Here is a 17,661-nt window from a genome sequence, read left to right as displayed (position 1 = left end):
GCCGCGGCTTGTTACAATTAGCCCACTCCCCCCAAGATCGCGCAAAGCCTTGTCTCCGCTACTGTTTTCTCACTTCACGGCCACCAGCTGCATCGGTACCGGCGCAGACGCCACTTTGTCGGCGCTGCGCGAACGGCGTGGCGGCCTGGCGCCCTGCCGCTTTGGCGATGTGCGCCTGGACACCTATGTCGGTGAAGTGCCGGGACTGGACGCGGTGACCTTGCCAGCGCATCTGTCGCACTTCGACTGCCGCAACAACCGCCTGGCATGGATTGGACTCGAAGCCGATCGTTTCGCCGAGCGCGTACGCGAAGCCGCGGACCGCTATGGCGCGGACCGCATCGGTGTCTTTCTCGGCACCAGCACCGCCGGCGTGCTGCAGACGGAACTGGGTTATCGGCAGCGCGATCCCGATACCGGCGCGCTGCCGGCGGGCTTCCACTACGGCGGCACGCATAACCCCTATTCCCTGCCCAACTTCGTGCGCGAGTATCTCGGCCTGGGCGGCCCGGCCGCCGCGGTTTCGTCGGCATGCTCGTCCGGTGCCAAGGTCTTCAGCTCGGCCCGGCGCATGATCGAAGCAGGATGGATCGATGCGGCCATCGTCGGTGGCGTCGATTCGCTGTGCCACACCACGCTGTATGGCTTCAATTCGCTGGAGCTGCTGTCGACGCGGCCGTGCCGCCCGTACGATGTGGCGCGCGATGGCATCTCGATCGGCGAAGGCGCCGCGTTCGGGCTGCTCGAGCGCGCCCCGGACGCGCCGGATGCCGATGCCATCCTGCTGGCCGGCATCGGCGAGTCGAGCGACGCGCACCATATGTCGACCCCGCACCCGGAAGGACTTGGAGCCCGGCTGGCCATGGAACAGGCGCTGGCCAGCGCCGGCATCGCCGCGGCGCAGGTGGGCTACGTCAACCTGCACGGCACCGCCACGCGCAGCAACGACGCCGCGGAGGCGCTGGCCATGGCCGCGGTGCTGCCGGGTACGCCGTGCAGTTCGACCAAGGGCGCGACCGGCCATGCGCTCGGCGCCGCCGGCGCACTGGAGGCCGTCATCTGCGCCCTGGCATTGCGCCATGGCCTGCTGCCGGCCGGCATCAACACCACGCAGCCGGACCCGGCGCTGGGCGTGAACTACCAGCTCGTGAACCGCGACGCGCCGCTGCGCTATGCCATGAGCAATGCGTTCGGCTTCGGCGGTTCCAACTGCAGCCTGCTGTTCGCGCGCGCGGACGCGGCGTCCCACTGAGCCAGCGCCATGCCGCAACCCGCTTTGCAGCCCGCTTTGCAGCCCGTCTATATCGAAAGCATCGGCCTGCTCGGCCCCGGCATGAATGGCTGGGATGCAGCCCGCGAGATACTGGCGGGCCGCGCTCCCTACACACACGCGCCGACGGAACTGCCGCCGCCCGCCGGCCTGCCGCCCGCGGAGCGCCGGCGCACCGGCCCGACCGTGCGCCTGGCGCTGGGCGTGGGCCAGCAGGCCGTCGCCGCCAGCGGCCGCGATGCCGCACAGCTGCCGACGATCTTTACCTCGTCGAGCGCCGACGGCCGGAATTTCCACGCAATCTGCGAAGCGCTGGCCGAGCCGGACCCGCTGATGTCGCCGACGCGCTTCCACAACTCCGTCCACAACGCCACCGCGGGCTACTGGGCGATCGCGGCCGGCGCGATGCGCACCTCCAACGTGCTGTGCGCGATGGACGGCAGCTTCGGCGCCGGCCTGCTCGAATGCGCGCTGCAGGTGGCGGGCGATGCCGAGCCCTGCCTGCTGATTGCCTACGACACCGGCTACCCCGAGCCGCTGCACAGCCATCGGCCCATCCCCGACCCGTTCGGCGTGGCGCTGCTGGTGACGCCGCAGCCGACGCCGCGGACGCTGGCGCAGATCGAGGTCTCGCTGACGCAGGCAAGCGCCGATACGATGCCGGATGCCGCGCTGGAAGCGCTGCGCAAGTCGGCACCGGCCGCGCGCGCCCTGCCGCTGCTGGCCGCCATCGCACGCGCAGACACCGGCGCGGTGGTGCTCGACTACCTGGACCGGCTGCAGATCCGGGCCAACGTGGCCAGCCTCGGCACCGCCGCCGCGGCCTGACACCGTGACGCTGCCCGCACCCGTGCGCGACCGCGACTGGATTGCGGCGCGCATTCCGCACCAAGGCACGATGTGCCTGCTCGACGGCGTGCTGGACTGGGATGAGAACGTGGTGCGCTGCGTGTCCGGCACGCATGCACGGGCGGACAACCCGCTGCGGGCGCACGGGCGGCTGGCGGCGGTCTGCGGCATCGAATACGCGGCACAGGCGATGGCCGTGCACGGCGCGCTGCTGGCCGCGCAGGAAGACAGCCCTTCGCGCCCACGCTCCGGCTATCTGGCGTCGGTGCGCAAGCTCGAACTGCTGGTGGAAAGGCTGGACGATATCGACGCGCCGCTGCTGATCGAAGCGCGGCGCGTCAGCGGCGAAGGCGCCAGCGTGCTGTACGCCTTCACCGTCAGTGCGGAGGGCCGGACGCTGCTGTCAGGCCGGGCAGCGGTGATCCTCGATGCCGCCCGGCATGGCCCGCACGCTGGCTGAAGAGCCGGCTGTAGTGCCAGCTGTAGTGCCGGCTGCCGAAGCTTAGCGCGCGGGCAGGATCTTGCCCGCGACCGTGCCGAAGCCGACGCGGTAGCCGTCGCCCTGGCAGTAGCCGGTCATGATCACGCTGTCGCCGTCCTGCAGGAAGCCGCGCTGGCTGCCGTCGGCAAGCGTCACCGGCTCGGCACCGTTGCGGGTAATCTCCAGCATGCTGCCGTAGGAGTCCGGCGTGGTTCCGGAGATCGTGCCCGAGCCCATCAGGTCGCCCACGCGCACATTGCAGCCCGACACCGTGTGGTGCGCCAGCTGCTGTGCCATGGTCCAGTACATCGCCTTGAAGTTGGTGCGGCAGATCGTGCTCGGCGCGGGCGCGCCTTCCGGCTGCAGCGACACTTCCAGCGCGATGTCATAGGCGTTCTTGTCCTGCTGCTGCAGGTACGGCAGCGGCTGCGGCGATTGCTCGGGATTGTCGCGGCGGAACGGTTCCAGCGCGTCCATCGTCACCACCCACGGCGAGATCGAAGTGCCGAAGCCCTTGCTGTTGAACGGCCCCAGCGGCACGTATTCCCACTGCTGGATATCGCGCGCGCTCCAGTCGTTGAGCAGCACCATGCCGAACATATGGGCCGGCGCGTCGGCGGTGCTGACGGGCTCGCCCAGCGCCGATTCCTTGCCGACGATAAAGCCCATCTCCAGCTCGAAATCCAGCTTGCGGCAGGCGCTGAACACCGGGCGCGCTTCGTTCGGCAGCTTGATCTGGCCGTTGGGGCGATGCAGCGGCGTGCCGCTCACCACCACCGAGCTGGCGCGGCCGTTGTAGCCGATGGGGATTTCCAGCCAGTTCGGCAGCAGCGCGTTGTCCGGGTCGCGGAACATGCGGCCGACATTGGTGGCGTGTTCCTTCGACGAATAGAAATCCGTGTAGCCAGGGATGTCGACCGGCAGGTGCAGCGCCGCGGCGGACATTGGCACCAGCGCCTTGTCGCGCAAAGCGGCGTTGTCGCGCAGCGCTGCGTCTTCGCCGGACAGCAGCGCGGTCAGGCGATTGCGGGTTTCGGTCCACGCGGACTTGCCGAGGGCGATGAAGCGGTTCAGGGTCGTGCCGGCGAAGGTGCCCTTTGCCGCGGCGGGCAGCAGGCCGGCGTCATCGAGCGCGGCCAGGTCGACGATCTGGTCGCCGATGGCAACGCCGACGCGCGGCGACTGGCCTTTGACGGAGAACACGCCGTAGGGCAGGTTCTGCAGCGGGAAATGGGTCTGGCCGTCGTTGGCGCTGTCGATCCAGCTGGTTTGGGGGGCGGTCATTGGGTCACTCCAGGATATGTCGGGTTCAGCGGACGTTCGGGTTGAAATGCTTCTTCAGGCCTTGCCAGCAGGTGTAGTACTCCTGCTGCAGCGAGGCCGACTGCGCCGCGTATGGCGTCGGGCGGATCACGCCCGGCGTCTCGAACATGAAGGCCATGGTGTTTTCGACGTGGTGCGGTGTCGAGGTATCGGCCGCGCTGGCCTTCTCGAAGGTCTCGGCATCGGGGCCGTGGCCGCTCATGCAGTTATGCAGGCTGGCGCCGCCCGGCGCGAAGCCCTCGGCCTTGGCGTCGTAGACGCCGGTGATCAGGCCCATGAACTCGCTGGCGATATTGCGGTGGAACCAGGGCGGGCGGAACGAGTCCTGCATCGCCAGCCAGCGCGGCCCGAAGATGACAAAGTCGATGGTGTCCACGCCCGGGGTGTCCGACGGCGACTGCAGCACCAGGAAGATCGACGGGTCCGGATGATCGAAGCTGATCGAGCCGATGGTGTTGAAGCGGCGCAGGTCGTACTTGTACGGCGCGTAGTTGCCGTGCCAGGCCACCACGTCCAGCGGTGAATGGCCGATCCCGGCGCGCCACAGGTTGCCCTGGAACTTGGCCACCAGCTCGAAATCGCCCTCGCGGTCTTCATAGCTGGCCACCGGCGAAAGGAAGTCGCGCGGGTTGGCCAGGCCGTTGGAGCCGATCACGCCCAGGTCGGGCAGCTTGAACAGTGCGCCGTAGTTCTCGCAGATATAGCCGCGCGCCTCGCCATCCGGCAACTCAACGCGGAAACGCACGCCGCGCGGAATCACGACGATCTCCTGCGGCTCCACTTCCAGGCGGCCCAGTTCGGTCACCATCAGCAGGCGCCCTTGCTGCGGCACGATCAGCATCTCGCCGTCGGCGTTGTAGAAGAAGCGGTCGTGCATCGACTGGTTGGCCAGGTACAGGTGGATGCCACAGCCGCTCATCGCTTCCGGCCCGCCATTGCCGGCCATGGTGACGATGCCGTCGACGAAATCGGTCGGCACCGACGGCATTGCCGGCGGGCTCCAGCGCATCTGGTTGGGCGACGGCGGCACCTGGTCGAAGCGGCTCAGGAAGCGCGACTGCTCGACCTGCGTGAACGGCTGGTGCATCGACGCCGGGCGGATGCGGTACAGCCACGAGCGGCGGTTGTGCGCGCGCGGCGCGGTGAAGGCGGTGCCGGACAGCTGCTCGGCATAGAGGCCGTAAGGCGCGCGCTGCGGCGAATTCTGGCCCACGGGCAACGCACCGGGCAGCGCCTCGGTGGCGAATTCGTTGGCGAAGCCGGACATGTAGCCGTGCTCGGCGAGCTGGGTGTGCGTGAGGTTCATGGTGTCGTCAGCGTTGCGGTGTCGGTCGGGGGTTCAAGGTTCTCTAGTGAATCTGGCCGTTGGCTGGCAGGCACAAGGCGCGCAACAGCGCGGCCAGCACGGCTTCGGTATCAAAGTCTCGCCAGCGGGCACAGACGTGCTGGTCGGGACGGATCAGATAGCAGGTGCCCGGACGGCCGTCGTAGCGGCTTGCGGCGAGGCCTTCGGCGTCGCTCACATGGCGCGAGCCATCGGGCGGTGTAGCCGGCTGGCCCGGCGGCACCACGAACAGCAGGCGCACCGGCACCGCGGCGGTTGCCAGCCGGCGGCGCGCATCGTCCGGGATCGCGCTGCCGTCGCCAAAGACCAGCAGCGTGAAACCGTTGCCTGCTTCGTCCAGTTCGCCCAGCAACCAGCTTGGCTGCGCGTCGCCGTGGCGCTGCAGCGGCGCATCCACGCACGGCGCACCCGGCACCATCGCCCCCGCGAACACATCGCGATCCGGCGTGTTGAGCAGCGAATCCCGCAGCACCGTGGGCAGCGACAGCCGGCCGCTGTTGACCAGCTGGCGCGCGAACGCATGGCGGCGCGCCAGGCGCAGCACCGCATCGCGGAAGGTGCGGCTCACAGCGCTCTTGGGCGTGATGAAATCGGTGGAGCGCGTCGAATGGCGGATGTTCTCGTCGGCGGCGGCCTCGCGCTCGCTGGCGTAACTGTCGAGCAGCGCATCGCCAGCGCTTCCGGCCAGCACCAGTGCCAGCTTCCACGCAAGGTTCTCGGCATCCTGCACCCCGCTGTTGGCGCCGCGTGCACCGAACGGCGAAACGCGGTGCGCGGCATCGCCGGCGAACAGCACGCGGCCGTGGCGGAAGGCATCCATGCGCTGGCAGCAGAAGGTATAGACGCTGACCCACTCCAGCGTGAAGGCCACGTCATCGCCCAGCATGGCGCGAATGCGCGGGATCACACGCTCCGGCTGCTTCTCGGTTTCGGGATCGGCGTCCCAGCCCAGCTGGAAATCGAGGCGCCAGACATCGTCGGGCTGCCGGTGCAGCAGTGCGGAGCGGCCCGGATTGAAGGGCGGGTCGAACCAGAACCAGCGCTCGGCCGGGAACGGCGCCGCCATCTTCACATCGGCGATCAGGAAACGGTCGCGGAACACGCGGCCCTTGCTTTCCAGGCCAAGGCACTGGCGCACAGCGCTGTGGGCGCCGTCGGCGGCCACCACGTAGCGCGCCTGCAGCAGGTAGTCCCCGTCAGGCGTCGAGACCGTCAGCGCGACCTTGTCCTGGCCCGGCGCCACGCCGGTAACGCGATGCCGCCAGCGGAGCTCGACGCCGGGCAACCCGGCGGCGCGTTCGACCAGGAAGCTTTCCAGGTAGTACTGCTGCAGGTTGACGAAGGCCGGCCGGCGATGGCCGGCCTCTGGCAGCAGGTCGAAGCGGTACACCTGCTCGTCGCCGAAGAACACCTTGCCGACATGCCAGCTGACGCCCTTGGCCGCGACCCGTTCGCCGCAGCCGAGGCGGTCGAGGATATCGAGCGTTCGTTTGGCAAAGCAGATGGCGCGCGAGCCGGCGGCAAGCGTGTCGTCGTCATCCAGCACCACCACGGGAACGCCGCGCTGCGCCAGGTCGATCGCCGCGGCAAGTCCGACCGGCCCCGCGCCCACCACCGCCACCGGGCGGATCGCAGGCGCGGCCGCCGGCTGCGAGCGTTGCTCGGCGCCGGGCTGGTACGCGAAGGTGCGTTGCGGGTTGGTGGTGGTATCCACGGCGTCTCCATGCGGCGCTGCGCTGGCGCCCCGGGGAACCCTTTGGCGGGCCCTGCCGGTCTGGGTGAGTTCGGCACGGAATTACGTATTCCGTAATTCATTTACCATATCGTAATCTGACAAAACAGGCGTGTCAAACCCGCGCCGGCGAATGCGCAAGGCGGTGCACCCACTGGTGTTGTAGGCCGGAACCGGAAAAAGGGAAAAGTGTGGCCTTCAGCGCGCGTCAGGCATGGGACGCGGCGGTCTCAAGAAAGTCGGGTAGGGAAACGCAGTCACTCACCGCTCGGCAGGCACCGCGACGGCGTGATGGAGGCGCCGGGCGGCGCAGGCAGCGCCCGGTCGATAACAACCGGCGCGGAGCGAGGGCCGCACCGCGCCGGTTGCTGGATGGTGGTCTGGAACGCCATCCGCCTGCGCCGGCCCGTGCAGACGTGGCCGGCCAGGCAGCGGCCGGATCAGACCGGCTTGTGGCCTTCGCCCGTGCCGGAGCCGAAGCCGCTGCCCTGCGCCGGTGCCGCGGCGGGTGCCTGCGCACTGCCGGCGGCCGGCTGGCCGGCCATCGAGGCTGCCGTCACGCCGCCGTTGCGGCTGGCGATAAAGGCGTTGACGTCTGCTGCGAGATGCTGCGGGGCCAGCACCACTTCCAGGCCCAGCGCCTCGCAGGCAGCGAGGAATGTCGACATGCGGGGATCGGCTTGCCCCGATTCTGCCCGCAGGTAGGCTTCCCGCGAGATGCCCGCTTTGCGGGCGACGTCCTCTTGCTTGAGCTTGCGCGCGCGGCGCAGCGCCCGCAGTTGCCGGAACGGTTCGCTAGCGCCTCTTGGCACGGCTGTACTGTTCATGTCGGTCTCCAGTCACCAATGAAAAAAAGTGCGCGGACGTGCATTCGAGTATAGAGCACGCAAAGCGTTCCGTATGTAACCGCCGAAACACTTTGTGCAGATTTCTTCCAAGTCCGCAATTCGCCTCTTGCCCCGGCCGGCAAACGGAAGGCAAAAGGCCGCATCCTGCACAACATCGTCGCACCGCAAAGAGACTAACGACCCTTGTCGGTTTGCGTTGACGTCACACGCCCCAGGTATGACGTTATGGCCTTCGCTGCACAACTTCGCAAGTCGGGGCAACTACCATGCATCCGGTTTCGTTGACAAACCGACCGGTCGTGCTATTCTGGACAACATGCAAAAGGGACAACTCACCCGTCACGCCATCATCCAGCAGGCACTGGATACCGCGGCCAAGGTCGGCTTCGAGCAGCTGTCGCTGGCCACCCTCGCCGCGGACACCAATATGTCCAAGAGCGGCCTGTATGCGCACTTCAAATCCAAGGAGGCGTTGCAGCAGGCTGTGCTGGACCTCGCCATCGAACGCTTCGGCGAAATCGTGGTGCGGCCGGCAATGCGCCAGCCGCGCGGCATGCCGCGGCTGCAGGCCATGTTCGAGGGCTACCTGGAGTGGCTGGGCGGGACGGTGACGCAGGGCCGCTGCCTGTTCATGGCACTGGGGCAGGAATACCGCGACCGGCCCGGCACGATCCGGGACCTGGTGGTGCAGTCGCTGAAGGACTGGCACAGCAGCGTGGCGCGCCTGGTGGCCGATGCGATCGATGAAGGCCAGTTCGGCACGGGCGTGGAGCCGCGGCAGTTTGCCTTCGAGCTGTCAGGCATCGGCATGGCGTTCCAGCAGTCGTTCAAGCTGCTGGGCCGAGCCGATGCCGAGGCCATGGCGCGGCGCGCGTTTGGCGCGCTGGTGGCACGCGCCGCCGTGGGCGCGACGCCGGGCTGACGGAAGAACCGGGAAACACATTGGCGCCGGCACTATCCCGCCGGCGGGCAACAACCTGCCGGCGGCTTTTTTAATCCAAAAAAAGCACGACTGGTCGGTCTTAAAAATGCGGCGGAGAGCCGCCCGCTGGCGCCGGCCCCAATGATGCCGCGCCAATCCAGCAACCGATTGGAGGTGCAGGTCGTGACGCAAGCAGTCTCTTCTCATTCCCCGGCGAGTTCCGCCGTCCCGGCGCCCGTCGCCAGGACACCGGGTAACCGACCCGCCGCGCTGCCCGCCTGGCAGCGGCTGCGCTGGCAGGCGGGCAGCCTGGTATCGCCCTCCGCGACCGCGCGTGCGCTCGAGCGCCTCTGGTTCACGCCGCCGCGTGCCGCCCCGACGTCGGCTGCGCGCCGCTTCCTGGGCAGCGCCCGCAGCGACTGGGCCCTGGTCACCGGTCACGGGCCCAGCCGCCGGGTGCGCGTCTACCGTTGGGGCGATACCGGCCCGGTGGTCTTGCTCGCCCACGGCTGGGGCGGCCATGCGGGGCAATGGCATGAGGTGGCCGGCAGCCTGGTGGCAGCCGGCATGCGCGTGGTGGCCTTCGATGCGCTGTCGCATGGCGCTTCCGATGCTGGCACGCGCGGCGCGGCGCAGACTTCGGTGCTGGAGATGTCGCGCTCGCTGCTGGCCGCCGCCTGGCACGCCGGCCCGGTCCACGCCGTGGTGGCGCATTCGCTAGGCGGCGCGGCCACCGCCCTGGCGCTGCGCGAGGGCCTGCCGGCACGCGCCGCGGTGCTGGTCGGCTCGCCGGCCGACATGCATGCCGCATGCGCGGCGCTGGCCTGGCAGCTCGGTATCGCGCCGGCGGTCCTGGCACGCATGCAGCGGCAGAGCGAGCGCTGGCTCGGCATGCCGTGGTCGGCGTTCAACGTGCCCGAGATCGGGCGCTCGCGCCTGGTGCCGCCGACGCTGGTGATCCATGACCGGGGCGACAAGGAAGTGCGCTGGGAAGACGGCGCCGCGATCGCCGGCGCCTGGCCCGGCGCGGAACTGGTCACAACCGAGGGGCTGGGCCATCGCCGCATCCTGCAGGATGCGGCGGTGATCGACCGGATCGCCGCCTTTGTCCGGCCCAGGGCCGCCGCGGGCACGGTGACAGCCCCGACGGCCGCCCTCGCAGTGAATTGACCCCGGAGAGCATCATGTTCCTGGTAAGCAACGATATGACCGCCACCCTGCCCGCACGCAGTTCGCTGCGGCTGGTGGCCGATCCGGGCGAGCACGTCGCGGTGCGCTGTACCGAGGGCGAGCTATGGCTGATCCGTGACGGCGATCCGAAAGACACTTCCATCGCGGCCAGCGAATCGTTCACGGTGCCGGACGCTGGCACCGTGGAGCTTTATGCCGTCACCCGGGCCAGCGTGCGCGTCACGCGCTGCAGGACGGGAGCGGCGGGCGCGCGCGGCTGGCGGCACTGGCTTGCCCGCTTACTGTCGGCGCAACGTGCCGGTTATGCGGGTACGCGTCGCTGAGCCCCGACCACTCGGTTTGCCGGCACGTACGCGCATGCGCGCTGGTGGACGGGGTTGATTTCTGGCGGTTAATTGCATTATTGAGCACGAACGACATACCGCCCGTATCCGGCTCCCGCTCCGGCTCAGATCCGCAGCGCCGTCAGCATCCCGCGCGCGATCGGCTGCAGCCAGCCGCGTTGCCATGTCAGCGTGAAGGCGACCGCCATCGCGCCGGCCATCATCGCCAGCGCCCACAACAGCACGCCAAAGCCAGCGCCGTTGCCCGGCAATGCGGCCGTGGCGCCCAGGGCCACCAGCGCCCAGGCCGCGCCACGCAGGCGCCGGCGCGACCGGTCCGGCAAATCGCCGCCCTGCCCCGACAGCTCGTTCCAGTGCCGCTCGCTGGCGCAGGCAAACAGCACGAAGGCGCCATACGCGCACAGCGCCAGCGCGATCAGCAACAGGTGGTCAAGCACGCTCGGCATGATTTGCCTCCTCAAGGTCTGCTGCAGTCGCCGCGCGCGCCGCTTCCACTCGCCTGACGCGGCGTGCCGTCGTCAGGGCCAGCGCGCCGGTCAGCAGCAGCGCGATATCGACACCCGCCACGGCAAACTGCCCGCGGGCCAGCGCCAGCGGCAGCCAGTCGCCGGTGGTGAGGCCGTTGCACACCGGCGCCGCCAGCGCCAGCACGGCGATCGCCAGGCATTGCTGACGCCACGGCACCAGTGTGCGGCTGCCTGGCCGCATCGCCACGCGCGCGTGGATGGCCGTGGCCAGCCAGACCAGGAAGAACAACCCGGCCTCGATGAACTCGCGCGACGGCAGCGTCATCGGCAGCAATCGATTGGCCACCATCATCGCCAGCGTCGCGATCACCAGTCCAGTAGTCATGGCCGCTGTGACCGCGGCGGCCAGGCGCACGCCGCGCTCGCCATGACGTGCATGGCGCTTGTCGAGCCAGTACAGCTGCCCCGTGCCGATCAGCACGCACCCGGCCAGTCCGCCAAGGAAATACAGCCAGCGCAGCGGCCAGTGGTCGAAGGCGATGAAGTGCATGCCGGTCAGGAAACGCTGCGTGGCCGCCGCTGGCTGCAGCGGCGCGTGGTGCAGCAGCGCCCCGGTGGCGCCGTCGAAGTAGGCGGCGTCGTCCGCCAGGCTGACGCGATCGCCCACCGAGCGGCTGACCTTGACCACCGCGTTGGCATCGCCCGGGTTCCAGACACGGATCGCGGCAGGCGCCGCCCCGCCCCAGCGCGCGCGCGCGGCCTCGACCATCGGGCCGAGCGGCGCCATCGGAGCGGCCACGCCCGCCGCCGGCCGCGAATAGCCCGACAGGGCCTGGTCGTAGAAGGCATTAGGCTGCTGGTACAGCGCGTTGATGCCGGCCGGGATCAGGATCATGTAGACGATGCAGATGCCGGAGAAGGAAATCACCGCATGGAACGGCAGCGCCAGCACGCCGGTAAGGTTGTGCAGGTCGAGCAGGCTGCGCTGCAATTGCTTGCGTGGCCGGAAGGTGAAGAAATCGCGGAAGATGCGCACATGCACGATCACGCCGGACACGATCGCCGCCAGCATGGCCATCGCCGCCAGACCCACCAGCCAGTAGCCGATGTTCCAGACGCGCAGGTGCAGGTTGTAGTGCAGCGGGTAGAAGAAGGACGATGCCCCCAGCGTGCCGACATCCGGCAGCAGCGCGCCGGTGCGGGGGTCGGCCAGCCGGATCTGTCCGCCGGCGGCGGCATAGCGCACGCGCGCGATCATCGCCGGCGTGCGCGCCTCGGGCAGCGTCACGGCCCATTCGCGCAGCGACTTGCCGGCGGCCAGCGCCTCCACCGCGCGCGGCACCACGGTGTCAATATCGATAGCGGGCGGTGCGGCCTCGATGCGCGTGGCCGGCATCATCCAGCGGTCGATCTCGCGGTCGAACACCGCGACCGATCCCATGAAAAACGCCACCATCAGCACGCCGCCGAGCAGCACGCCGATCCAGGTATGCGCCCAGGTCATGGCCTGGCGCAGCCCGCCTTCGTGGGCGGCAGTCTTGCCCGCCGCGGCGCGGCCATTGTTCTTGCGTACCGTCTTGCTCACGCCAGCCGCTCCCCGAGCCATTGCGCCACGCCGGCGCCGATCGCCGCACCCGCCACCAGCACCAGCCACACGCGCCACAGCCGCCGCGTGACCAGCGCCCACAGCGACATCATCGGGAACAGCAGGAATGCGAGCATCGAAAACCAGAGCACAGCTTCGCTGCGCGCCAGACCCAGGCGCCAGCCAAGCACCGCGCCACCAGCGGTGACACCCCAGGTGAAAGCGTAGCTGCCGGCCAGCGCGGCCAGCGCGCGGGCGGTCATCGCCAGCGCCGGACCCAGGGCGCCGCGCGACGGCAGGGATGAGGGACTATTGTTCATTGGAATATCCTGCAACACGCGGCCGGCATGGCGGTGCGATGCTGACGCACCGCCATGCCGGCATCGCGCTTACATCTTCATGCGCACGGTGAACATCGCCGCGCGCGGCTGGCCATAGATATTGCCTTCGCGCGGGTTGTTGATCCGCGCGTAGTAGCTGCGGTCGAACAGGTTGGTCAGGTTCAGGTCGGCCGAGACATGCTTGTTGAAGTCATAGCCGATCGCCGCATCGAAGGTCGCATAGCCGCCGCGGCGCAGCGTGACCGCGCCGATCGGTGCCGGGAACAGCGCGGTGTTCTGCACGTGGCTGACCGCCGTCATGCCGCCGCCGATGCGCCAGCGCTTGAAGTCGCCGGGCAGGCGGTACTGCGTCCACAGCTTGAACAGGTGCTTGGGCGCGATTGCCGAGAACGCCGTGTTGAGCTGGCCGGTGCGGTCCTGCAGGTCGGTGGTGACGTTGAAGGTATAGCCGGCGTAGACGGTCCAGTTCGGCGTGATGCGGCCGCTGGCCTCAAGCTCGAAGCCCTGGCTCTTGGTCTCGCCCTGCGACACGTAGAACGGGTTGCTCGGGTTGGTGGTGTTGACGTAGTCGACCGTGGCGCGGCCGGTCTCGCGCACCTGGAACAGCGCCACCGAGGTGTTCAGCGCACCTTCGAAGAATTCGCCCTTTACGCCCACTTCATACTGCTTGCCCTTGATCGGATCGACCAGGTTGCCGCTGGCGGTGAAATACTCGTCCTGCGGCTGGAAGATCTCGGCGTAGCTTGCGTAGGCCGACCAGTGCTCGGTGAAGTCGTAGATCAGCCCGGCGAACGGGGTGAACTTGGCGTTGATGTTGTCTTGCTTGGTCACGCTGGCGGTCGGCGTGTACTGGCGCGCATTGATATCCCACCAGCTCAGGCGCCCGCCCAGCACCAGGGTCACCGGGTCCAGCAGCGAGAAGCGTGCGTCGCCGTAGACGCCGTATTGCCGGGTGCTGGTCGTGGTGCCCGAGCCATTGGGCGTGAAGACCGGCTTGGCGAAGTCGCTGCGCGGGCTGAAGACATTCACGACCTGCGAGAAGGGCGTCGACGAGTACCGCGGGTCGCGCCGCTCCGAATCCGAGAAATTGAAGCCGATCAGCGCCTTGTGCCGACGCCCGAGCAGCGAGAACGGACCATTGGCATAGACGTCGAAGCTGGTCTGCTCCTGCGTATAGGTCTGCTTGGCCGCAAACAGCGTGGTGGTGTTGACGCCCGGAATGACCGGCGCGTAGGCGTACGCCTGCTCGCGATGCATCTGGTTGTTGAGGTAGCGCAGCGCGCCCTTGACCTGCCAGCCGCTGTCGAACGTGTGCTCCAGCTCGGCAAAGGCCGAGGTGGTATAGAAGTGGTCGCTGTTCCAGTCGGCACCGAGGTAGGTCGAGCGCGGCACGTCGAGCAGGCTCGCCTGGCGCGTGACCGGGTTGTAGTAGGCCGGCAGCGTCCACGGCTGGCGGCCCTCCGAGTCCTGGTAGCTCGCGCCCACAGTCACCATGGTGCTGGGCGTGATGTCGTACTCGACCACGCCATAGAGCGCGCCGGTGCGCATATTGGCCTTGTCGATGAACGAGTCCTTGTCCTGGAAGGCGCCGGTCAGGCGCGCGCGCAGCGTGCCGTCGGCGTTCAGCGCACCGCCGGCGTCGATCTCGGCGCGGTAGTTGTTCCACGACCCCACCGACAGCGCGCCCTGCACCTGCGTCTCGCGCGTGGGCTTCTTGCGCACCAGGTTGATCGCGCCACCGGTCTTGCCGGCGCCGGACAGCAGGCCGGACGGGCCCTTCAGCACTTCGACGCGCTCGATCATCGACAGGTCGGGCTGCACGGTGTTGCGCCAGTCATACTTGGTCGGCACGCCATCCAGCAGGAAAGTGTCGATCTCCAGGCCGCGCGAATAGTAGATGGTGCGTTCCTGGTCGCGCTTTTCCACGAACACGCCGGTGGCCTGCGCCAGCGCGTCTTCCAGCGTCACCAGGTTCTGTTCCCTGATGCGTTCGCTGTTGACCACGGTCACCGATTGCGGGACTTCGCGCGCGGTCAGCGGCACCTTGCTGCCGGCCGTCGTCGGCGGGTTGATCGGATTTTCGCGCACACCGTTGACCGTCACCGCCGGCAGCGCATGCTCCGAGGGCTTGGCAGCGCTGCCGGAAGCGGCAGCGGTGGTTGCCGGCGTCGTTCCCGTGGTGGCTTCCTGTCCAAAAGCCGACGCGCTGAAGACCAGGCCGACCGCGGCCGGGATCCAGCGCATGGCGGTGCGGCACGACGTTGCGGCCCCGTTCCGTGCTGCCCGCGCGCGTGCATTCGCGCGTCTGTTGCTGTGTTTCATGCCCTTCTTACTCCCCTGCTCTGTTGTTGAATGAAATTGGCCATGCGAACCGGCAGGCGGACCGATGGCCCGCCTCCGCTGTGCGTTCTTGTTGTTGTATTCAGTGCGTGCCAGCGTGCGCCACCCGCGCGGGGCGGCTTCGCGCCGGCTCCGGCGCCAGTACGCGTGCCTCGCCCTCGCCAGTGCCGAGCACCGCCGCGGCGATTTCCTGCGCGCGCACCGCCAGCACCGACAGCAACGTGTCCGACAGCCCGTGCGTCGCTTCGCAGCAGCCCTGCAGGAACACGCCGGCCTGGCAGCCCGGAGCCATCTGCAGCCGGTAGTCGCGGTCAGCCTGGAAGCCCTTGGCGTCGTCCAGGTAGGACGCCAGCGGCGCCAGCAGCGACTGGTGCAGCTCGCGCCGGTAGCCCGTGGCGAGGATCACTGCGTCATAGCGCTGCAGCTGGTGCGCGCCGTCGTCGCGGCGCGCGATGTCGAGCCGCACGCCGTCGGCGTCGGCCTCGGCGTGGCGCGCCTCGCAGCCGGCCAGCAGGCGGTGGCGCACCTTGCCGGTGACCTTCTGCTGGTACAGCACTTCATAGATGGCTTCGATCAGGTCGGTATCGACCACCGCGTAGTTGGTGTTGCCGAATTCGCTCAGCAGCTGCTCGCGCTCGTTGGGCGCGCGCGAGAACAGGTAGTCGATATAGCGCGGGTTGAAGATCTCGTTGACGAACGGGCTGTCGTCGGCCGGCTTCAGCGCCGGCGCCCGGCTGACCAGGTCGACCTCGATATTGCCTTCGCGGCCGTGCAGGTCGAGGAAGATCTCGGCGGCGCTCTGCCCCGAGCCGATCACCGCGACGCGGCGCACCCGGCCCGACTGCCCGAGCCGCTCCAGCGACTCCAGGTAGTTCGACGAATGGAACACGCGCGCATGTCCGCGCAGCGGCACGAAGGTGTCGGGAATGCTGGGCGCGCCGCCCACGCTGACCACCACGTTGCGCGCGCGGCGCACCGTCAGCGCGCCATCGGCCGCGCGCGAGGTCACGCGCAGGCACGCCAGCGCGCCATTGCCGCGATTGGCGCCGGTGCTCTCGGGCTCGACCGAAACCACTTCCTCGCCGTAGTGGCAAGTGTCGGCAAAGTCAGCCGCCACCCACGACAGGTAGTCGTTGAATTCGTAGCGGCTCGGGTAGAAGGTGCGCGTATTGATGAAGTCCAGCAGCCGCTCGCGCTCGTGCAGGTAGTTGATGAAGGTGTAGCGGCTGGCCGGGTTGCGCATCGTGACCAGGTCCTTCAGGAACGAGATCTGCATGCGGCTGTTGTCGAGCAGCATGTTGCCGTGCCAGACGAAGCCGGGTTTCTTCTCGATAAAGCCGAAGCGGAACGGCGCCTGCTGCGGCAGCATCTCGCGCAGCGCCACGGCCAGCGCGAGGTTGGACGGGCCAAAGCCGATGCCGAGCAGGTCCAGCACGGGCGGTGCGCCGGTACCCACGCGGGCACCGTTCGCGGCGAAAGTCGAAGCTGAGTAGAGCATTGGGGGTCTCCTTGCGCGGCGGGTTCAGGCGGCAAGCGCGGCGAGTTCTGCGGAGGCCTGCGCCGGCACGTCTTCCTGCGGCACCCACAGGCGCTCGCCGAAGAAGCGTTCGCGCAGCAGCATCACCAGCATGGCGCGCTTGTGCGGGAAGTCGAAGGCCTTGACCTTGGCGAACCCGGAGCGGTCGAGGTTGCGGATCTGCTGCACGTGGTCGATGCGCGGCTCGCCGACGATGCGCTGCGTGCGCGGATCGTCGAGGAAGATGTAGTGCATCAGCGACGGCAGCCAGGCGCTGATGTATGCCTTGCCGCGGATCTCGCCGTCGCCGATCAGCACGTGCCAGCCGCGGTCGAAGTCGTCGGCGTCGTAGTACGGGCCGATGCGGTTTTCCCTGGCCCAGTACACCTCGAAGTAGGCGAAGGGCTTGCCGTCCAGGCAACCGATCAGCGGGATCGTGTGCGGGTCATCCAGCTGCGCCTGGAGGTAGTCGCGATGCCTGGCGAGGTCGCCCTCCTCCTGCCAGAACACCGCCACGCGCGGGTCGTTCATCCACCCATGGAAGCACTGCAGGTCGGCATCGAGGTCGGCAACCCGCATCGAGAACACCTGGTCGAGCCAGGGAATATGGCGCGCGTAGACCTGGCCGGTCGGCTTCGGCGCGCGCAGCGGATGGCGCTTGCCCGCGCTCATGGCGTACTGCAGCGGGAAATCGCGACCGGAGGTGCCGGTGTGCCACAGCGCCGGCAGCTGCCACAACTGCTCGACGCGCGATACCAACTGGCCGCTCGCATCGCGTACGGCGCTGCCTTCGCGCAGCATGGCGGTGGCGAGGGCCTCGGGGATGTCCAATGCGATGGCCCCGGCGGCAGGCGTGCGCGCCAGTGCCGCTTCGCAGGCGGCGAACGTGGCGGCGCGTGCCAGCGGGTGGTCCGATGCGGTGCCGGCAAGCGCGAGACGGGGCTGCGCGCCCGGCGTGAACTGCCACGCCTGCAGCGGCGCGCCGTCCAGGCTGAGCTGCAGCGTGGCACCTTCCCAGCGGCTTTGCAGGGTGGTGGTGTTGGCGGACGACCAGGGCTGGCCGGCGACGGCGTGGGTCATCGAAGACGCGTTGCTTTGCATTTGAGC

The 17,661-nt window shown here is 68.6% G+C and carries 16 protein-coding genes; 6 read left to right on the top strand and 10 right to left on the bottom strand.

Features of this window, described 5'->3' with window-relative positions; genetic code table 11:
• The first annotated feature begins 49 nt into the window (after positions 1 to 49).
• The 3 genes from VSR71_RS04990 to VSR71_RS04980 all read left to right on the top strand — a co-directional run bounded on the left by VSR71_RS04990 (position 50) and on the right by VSR71_RS04980 (position 2,579).
• The gene (locus VSR71_RS04990; RefSeq protein WP_342912812.1) at positions 50 to 1,252 is read left to right on the top strand and encodes a beta-ketoacyl-[acyl-carrier-protein] synthase family protein; all 1,203 of its coding nucleotides are present in this window, start codon (positions 50 to 52) and stop codon (positions 1,250 to 1,252) included.
• Positions 1,253 to 1,261: 9 nt separating this feature from the next.
• Positions 1,262 to 2,098 (top strand): beta-ketoacyl synthase chain length factor, encoded by an 837-nt coding sequence (locus tag VSR71_RS04985; protein ID WP_342912811.1) that lies wholly within the window; start codon positions 1,262 to 1,264, stop codon positions 2,096 to 2,098.
• A 70-nt stretch (positions 2,099 to 2,168) separates the two neighbouring features.
• Positions 2,169 to 2,579 carry a 3-hydroxylacyl-ACP dehydratase gene (locus VSR71_RS04980; RefSeq protein WP_428979356.1) on the top strand — a complete coding sequence of 137 codons (411 nt, stop codon included), beginning with the start codon at positions 2,169 to 2,171 and terminating at the stop codon, positions 2,577 to 2,579.
• 42 nt (positions 2,580 to 2,621) lie between these two features.
• Here VSR71_RS04980 and fahA read toward each other — a convergent pair whose 3' ends face one another.
• From fahA to VSR71_RS04960, 4 genes are all read right to left on the bottom strand, one after another.
• Positions 2,622 to 3,884 carry a fumarylacetoacetase gene (fahA, locus tag VSR71_RS04975; RefSeq protein WP_342912810.1) on the bottom strand — a complete coding sequence of 421 codons (1,263 nt, stop codon included), beginning with the start codon at positions 3,882 to 3,884 and terminating at the stop codon, positions 2,622 to 2,624.
• A 25-nt stretch (positions 3,885 to 3,909) separates the two neighbouring features.
• On the bottom strand, positions 3,910 to 5,229 hold the full coding sequence (gene hmgA, locus VSR71_RS04970; protein WP_342912809.1) for a homogentisate 1,2-dioxygenase: 1,320 nt from the start codon (positions 5,227 to 5,229) through the stop codon (positions 3,910 to 3,912).
• 43 nt (positions 5,230 to 5,272) lie between these two features.
• Positions 5,273 to 6,982, bottom strand: a complete 1,710-nt coding sequence (locus VSR71_RS04965; protein WP_342912808.1) for an FAD-dependent oxidoreductase — start codon at positions 6,980 to 6,982, stop codon at positions 5,273 to 5,275.
• 458 nt (positions 6,983 to 7,440) lie between these two features.
• On the bottom strand, positions 7,441 to 7,827 hold the full coding sequence (locus VSR71_RS04960; protein ID WP_342912807.1) for a helix-turn-helix transcriptional regulator: 387 nt from the start codon (positions 7,825 to 7,827) through the stop codon (positions 7,441 to 7,443).
• Positions 7,828 to 8,164: 337 nt separating this feature from the next.
• Between VSR71_RS04960 and VSR71_RS04955 the strand changes: the two genes are divergently transcribed.
• The 3 genes from VSR71_RS04955 (at position 8,165) to VSR71_RS04945 (ending at position 10,284) form a co-directional block, all read left to right on the top strand.
• Positions 8,165 to 8,770: a TetR/AcrR family transcriptional regulator gene (locus VSR71_RS04955; protein ID WP_342912806.1), complete on the top strand. Its 606-nt coding sequence runs from the start codon at positions 8,165 to 8,167 to the stop codon at positions 8,768 to 8,770.
• A 183-nt stretch (positions 8,771 to 8,953) separates the two neighbouring features.
• Positions 8,954 to 9,940 carry an alpha/beta fold hydrolase gene (locus VSR71_RS04950; RefSeq protein WP_342912805.1) on the top strand — a complete coding sequence of 329 codons (987 nt, stop codon included), beginning with the start codon at positions 8,954 to 8,956 and terminating at the stop codon, positions 9,938 to 9,940.
• 14 nt (positions 9,941 to 9,954) lie between these two features.
• Positions 9,955 to 10,284: a DUF2917 domain-containing protein gene (locus VSR71_RS04945; protein ID WP_342912804.1), complete on the top strand. Its 330-nt coding sequence runs from the start codon at positions 9,955 to 9,957 to the stop codon at positions 10,282 to 10,284.
• A gap of 125 nt (positions 10,285 to 10,409) precedes the next feature.
• On the opposite strand, the gene VSR71_RS04940 is transcribed toward VSR71_RS04945, so the two are convergent.
• The 6 genes from VSR71_RS04940 to VSR71_RS04915 form a co-directional block, all read right to left on the bottom strand.
• Positions 10,410 to 10,751, bottom strand: a complete 342-nt coding sequence (locus VSR71_RS04940) for a DUF3325 domain-containing protein (RefSeq protein WP_342912803.1) — start codon at positions 10,749 to 10,751, stop codon at positions 10,410 to 10,412.
• A complete protein-coding gene (locus VSR71_RS04935) occupies positions 10,735 to 12,357 on the bottom strand; it encodes a PepSY-associated TM helix domain-containing protein (protein WP_342912802.1) in 1,623 nt (540 codons plus the stop codon). The genes VSR71_RS04940 and VSR71_RS04935 overlap by 17 nt, the downstream gene beginning before the upstream one ends.
• Positions 12,354 to 12,677 carry an iron uptake protein gene (locus VSR71_RS04930; protein WP_342912801.1) on the bottom strand — a complete coding sequence of 108 codons (324 nt, stop codon included), beginning with the start codon at positions 12,675 to 12,677 and terminating at the stop codon, positions 12,354 to 12,356. The genes VSR71_RS04935 and VSR71_RS04930 overlap by 4 nt, the downstream gene beginning before the upstream one ends.
• A gap of 69 nt (positions 12,678 to 12,746) precedes the next feature.
• Positions 12,747 to 14,942, bottom strand: a complete 2,196-nt coding sequence (locus VSR71_RS04925) for a TonB-dependent siderophore receptor (protein WP_342912800.1) — start codon at positions 14,940 to 14,942, stop codon at positions 12,747 to 12,749.
• 178 nt (positions 14,943 to 15,120) lie between these two features.
• Positions 15,121 to 16,536 carry a lysine N(6)-hydroxylase/L-ornithine N(5)-oxygenase family protein gene (locus VSR71_RS04920; RefSeq protein ID WP_342912799.1) on the bottom strand — a complete coding sequence of 472 codons (1,416 nt, stop codon included), beginning with the start codon at positions 16,534 to 16,536 and terminating at the stop codon, positions 15,121 to 15,123.
• Positions 16,537 to 16,560: 24 nt separating this feature from the next.
• Positions 16,561 to 17,634, bottom strand: coding sequence for a GNAT family N-acetyltransferase (locus VSR71_RS04915; protein WP_342912798.1), 1,074 nt, complete (start codon positions 17,632 to 17,634; stop codon positions 16,561 to 16,563).
• Between the last annotated feature and the right edge of the window lie 27 nt (positions 17,635 to 17,661).

Source organism: Cupriavidus oxalaticus (genome assembly GCF_038900635.1).
In the GTDB taxonomy this organism is placed as follows: domain Bacteria; phylum Pseudomonadota; class Gammaproteobacteria; order Burkholderiales; family Burkholderiaceae; genus Cupriavidus; species Cupriavidus oxalaticus_B.
This window is presented reverse-complemented; position numbering and strand designations above follow the sequence as displayed.

Excerpts from the sequence above, each read along its gene's own strand:
- VSR71_RS04985 (WP_342912811.1), top strand. The coding sequence starts at position 1,262 with ATGCCGCAACCCGCTTTGCAGCCCGCTTTGCAGCCCGTCTATATCGAA.
- VSR71_RS04980 (WP_428979356.1), top strand. The coding sequence starts at position 2,169 with ATGTGCCTGCTCGACGGCGTGCTGGACTGGGATGAGAACGTGGTGCGC.
- fahA (WP_342912810.1), bottom strand. The coding sequence starts at position 3,884 with ATGACCGCCCCCCAAACCAGCTGGATCGACAGCGCCAACGACGGCCAG.
- hmgA (WP_342912809.1), bottom strand. The coding sequence starts at position 5,229 with ATGAACCTCACGCACACCCAGCTCGCCGAGCACGGCTACATGTCCGGC.
- VSR71_RS04960 (WP_342912807.1), bottom strand. The coding sequence starts at position 7,827 with ATGAACAGTACAGCCGTGCCAAGAGGCGCTAGCGAACCGTTCCGGCAA.
- VSR71_RS04955 (WP_342912806.1), top strand. The coding sequence starts at position 8,165 with ATGCAAAAGGGACAACTCACCCGTCACGCCATCATCCAGCAGGCACTG.
- VSR71_RS04945 (WP_342912804.1), top strand. The coding sequence starts at position 9,955 with ATGTTCCTGGTAAGCAACGATATGACCGCCACCCTGCCCGCACGCAGT.
- VSR71_RS04940 (WP_342912803.1), bottom strand. The coding sequence starts at position 10,751 with ATGCCGAGCGTGCTTGACCACCTGTTGCTGATCGCGCTGGCGCTGTGC.
- VSR71_RS04930 (WP_342912801.1), bottom strand. The coding sequence starts at position 12,677 with ATGAACAATAGTCCCTCATCCCTGCCGTCGCGCGGCGCCCTGGGTCCG.
- VSR71_RS04925 (WP_342912800.1), bottom strand. The coding sequence starts at position 14,942 with ATGCGCTGGATCCCGGCCGCGGTCGGCCTGGTCTTCAGCGCGTCGGCT.
- VSR71_RS04920 (WP_342912799.1), bottom strand. The coding sequence starts at position 16,536 with ATGCTCTACTCAGCTTCGACTTTCGCCGCGAACGGTGCCCGCGTGGGT.
- VSR71_RS04915 (WP_342912798.1), bottom strand. The coding sequence starts at position 17,634 with ATGACCCACGCCGTCGCCGGCCAGCCCTGGTCGTCCGCCAACACCACC.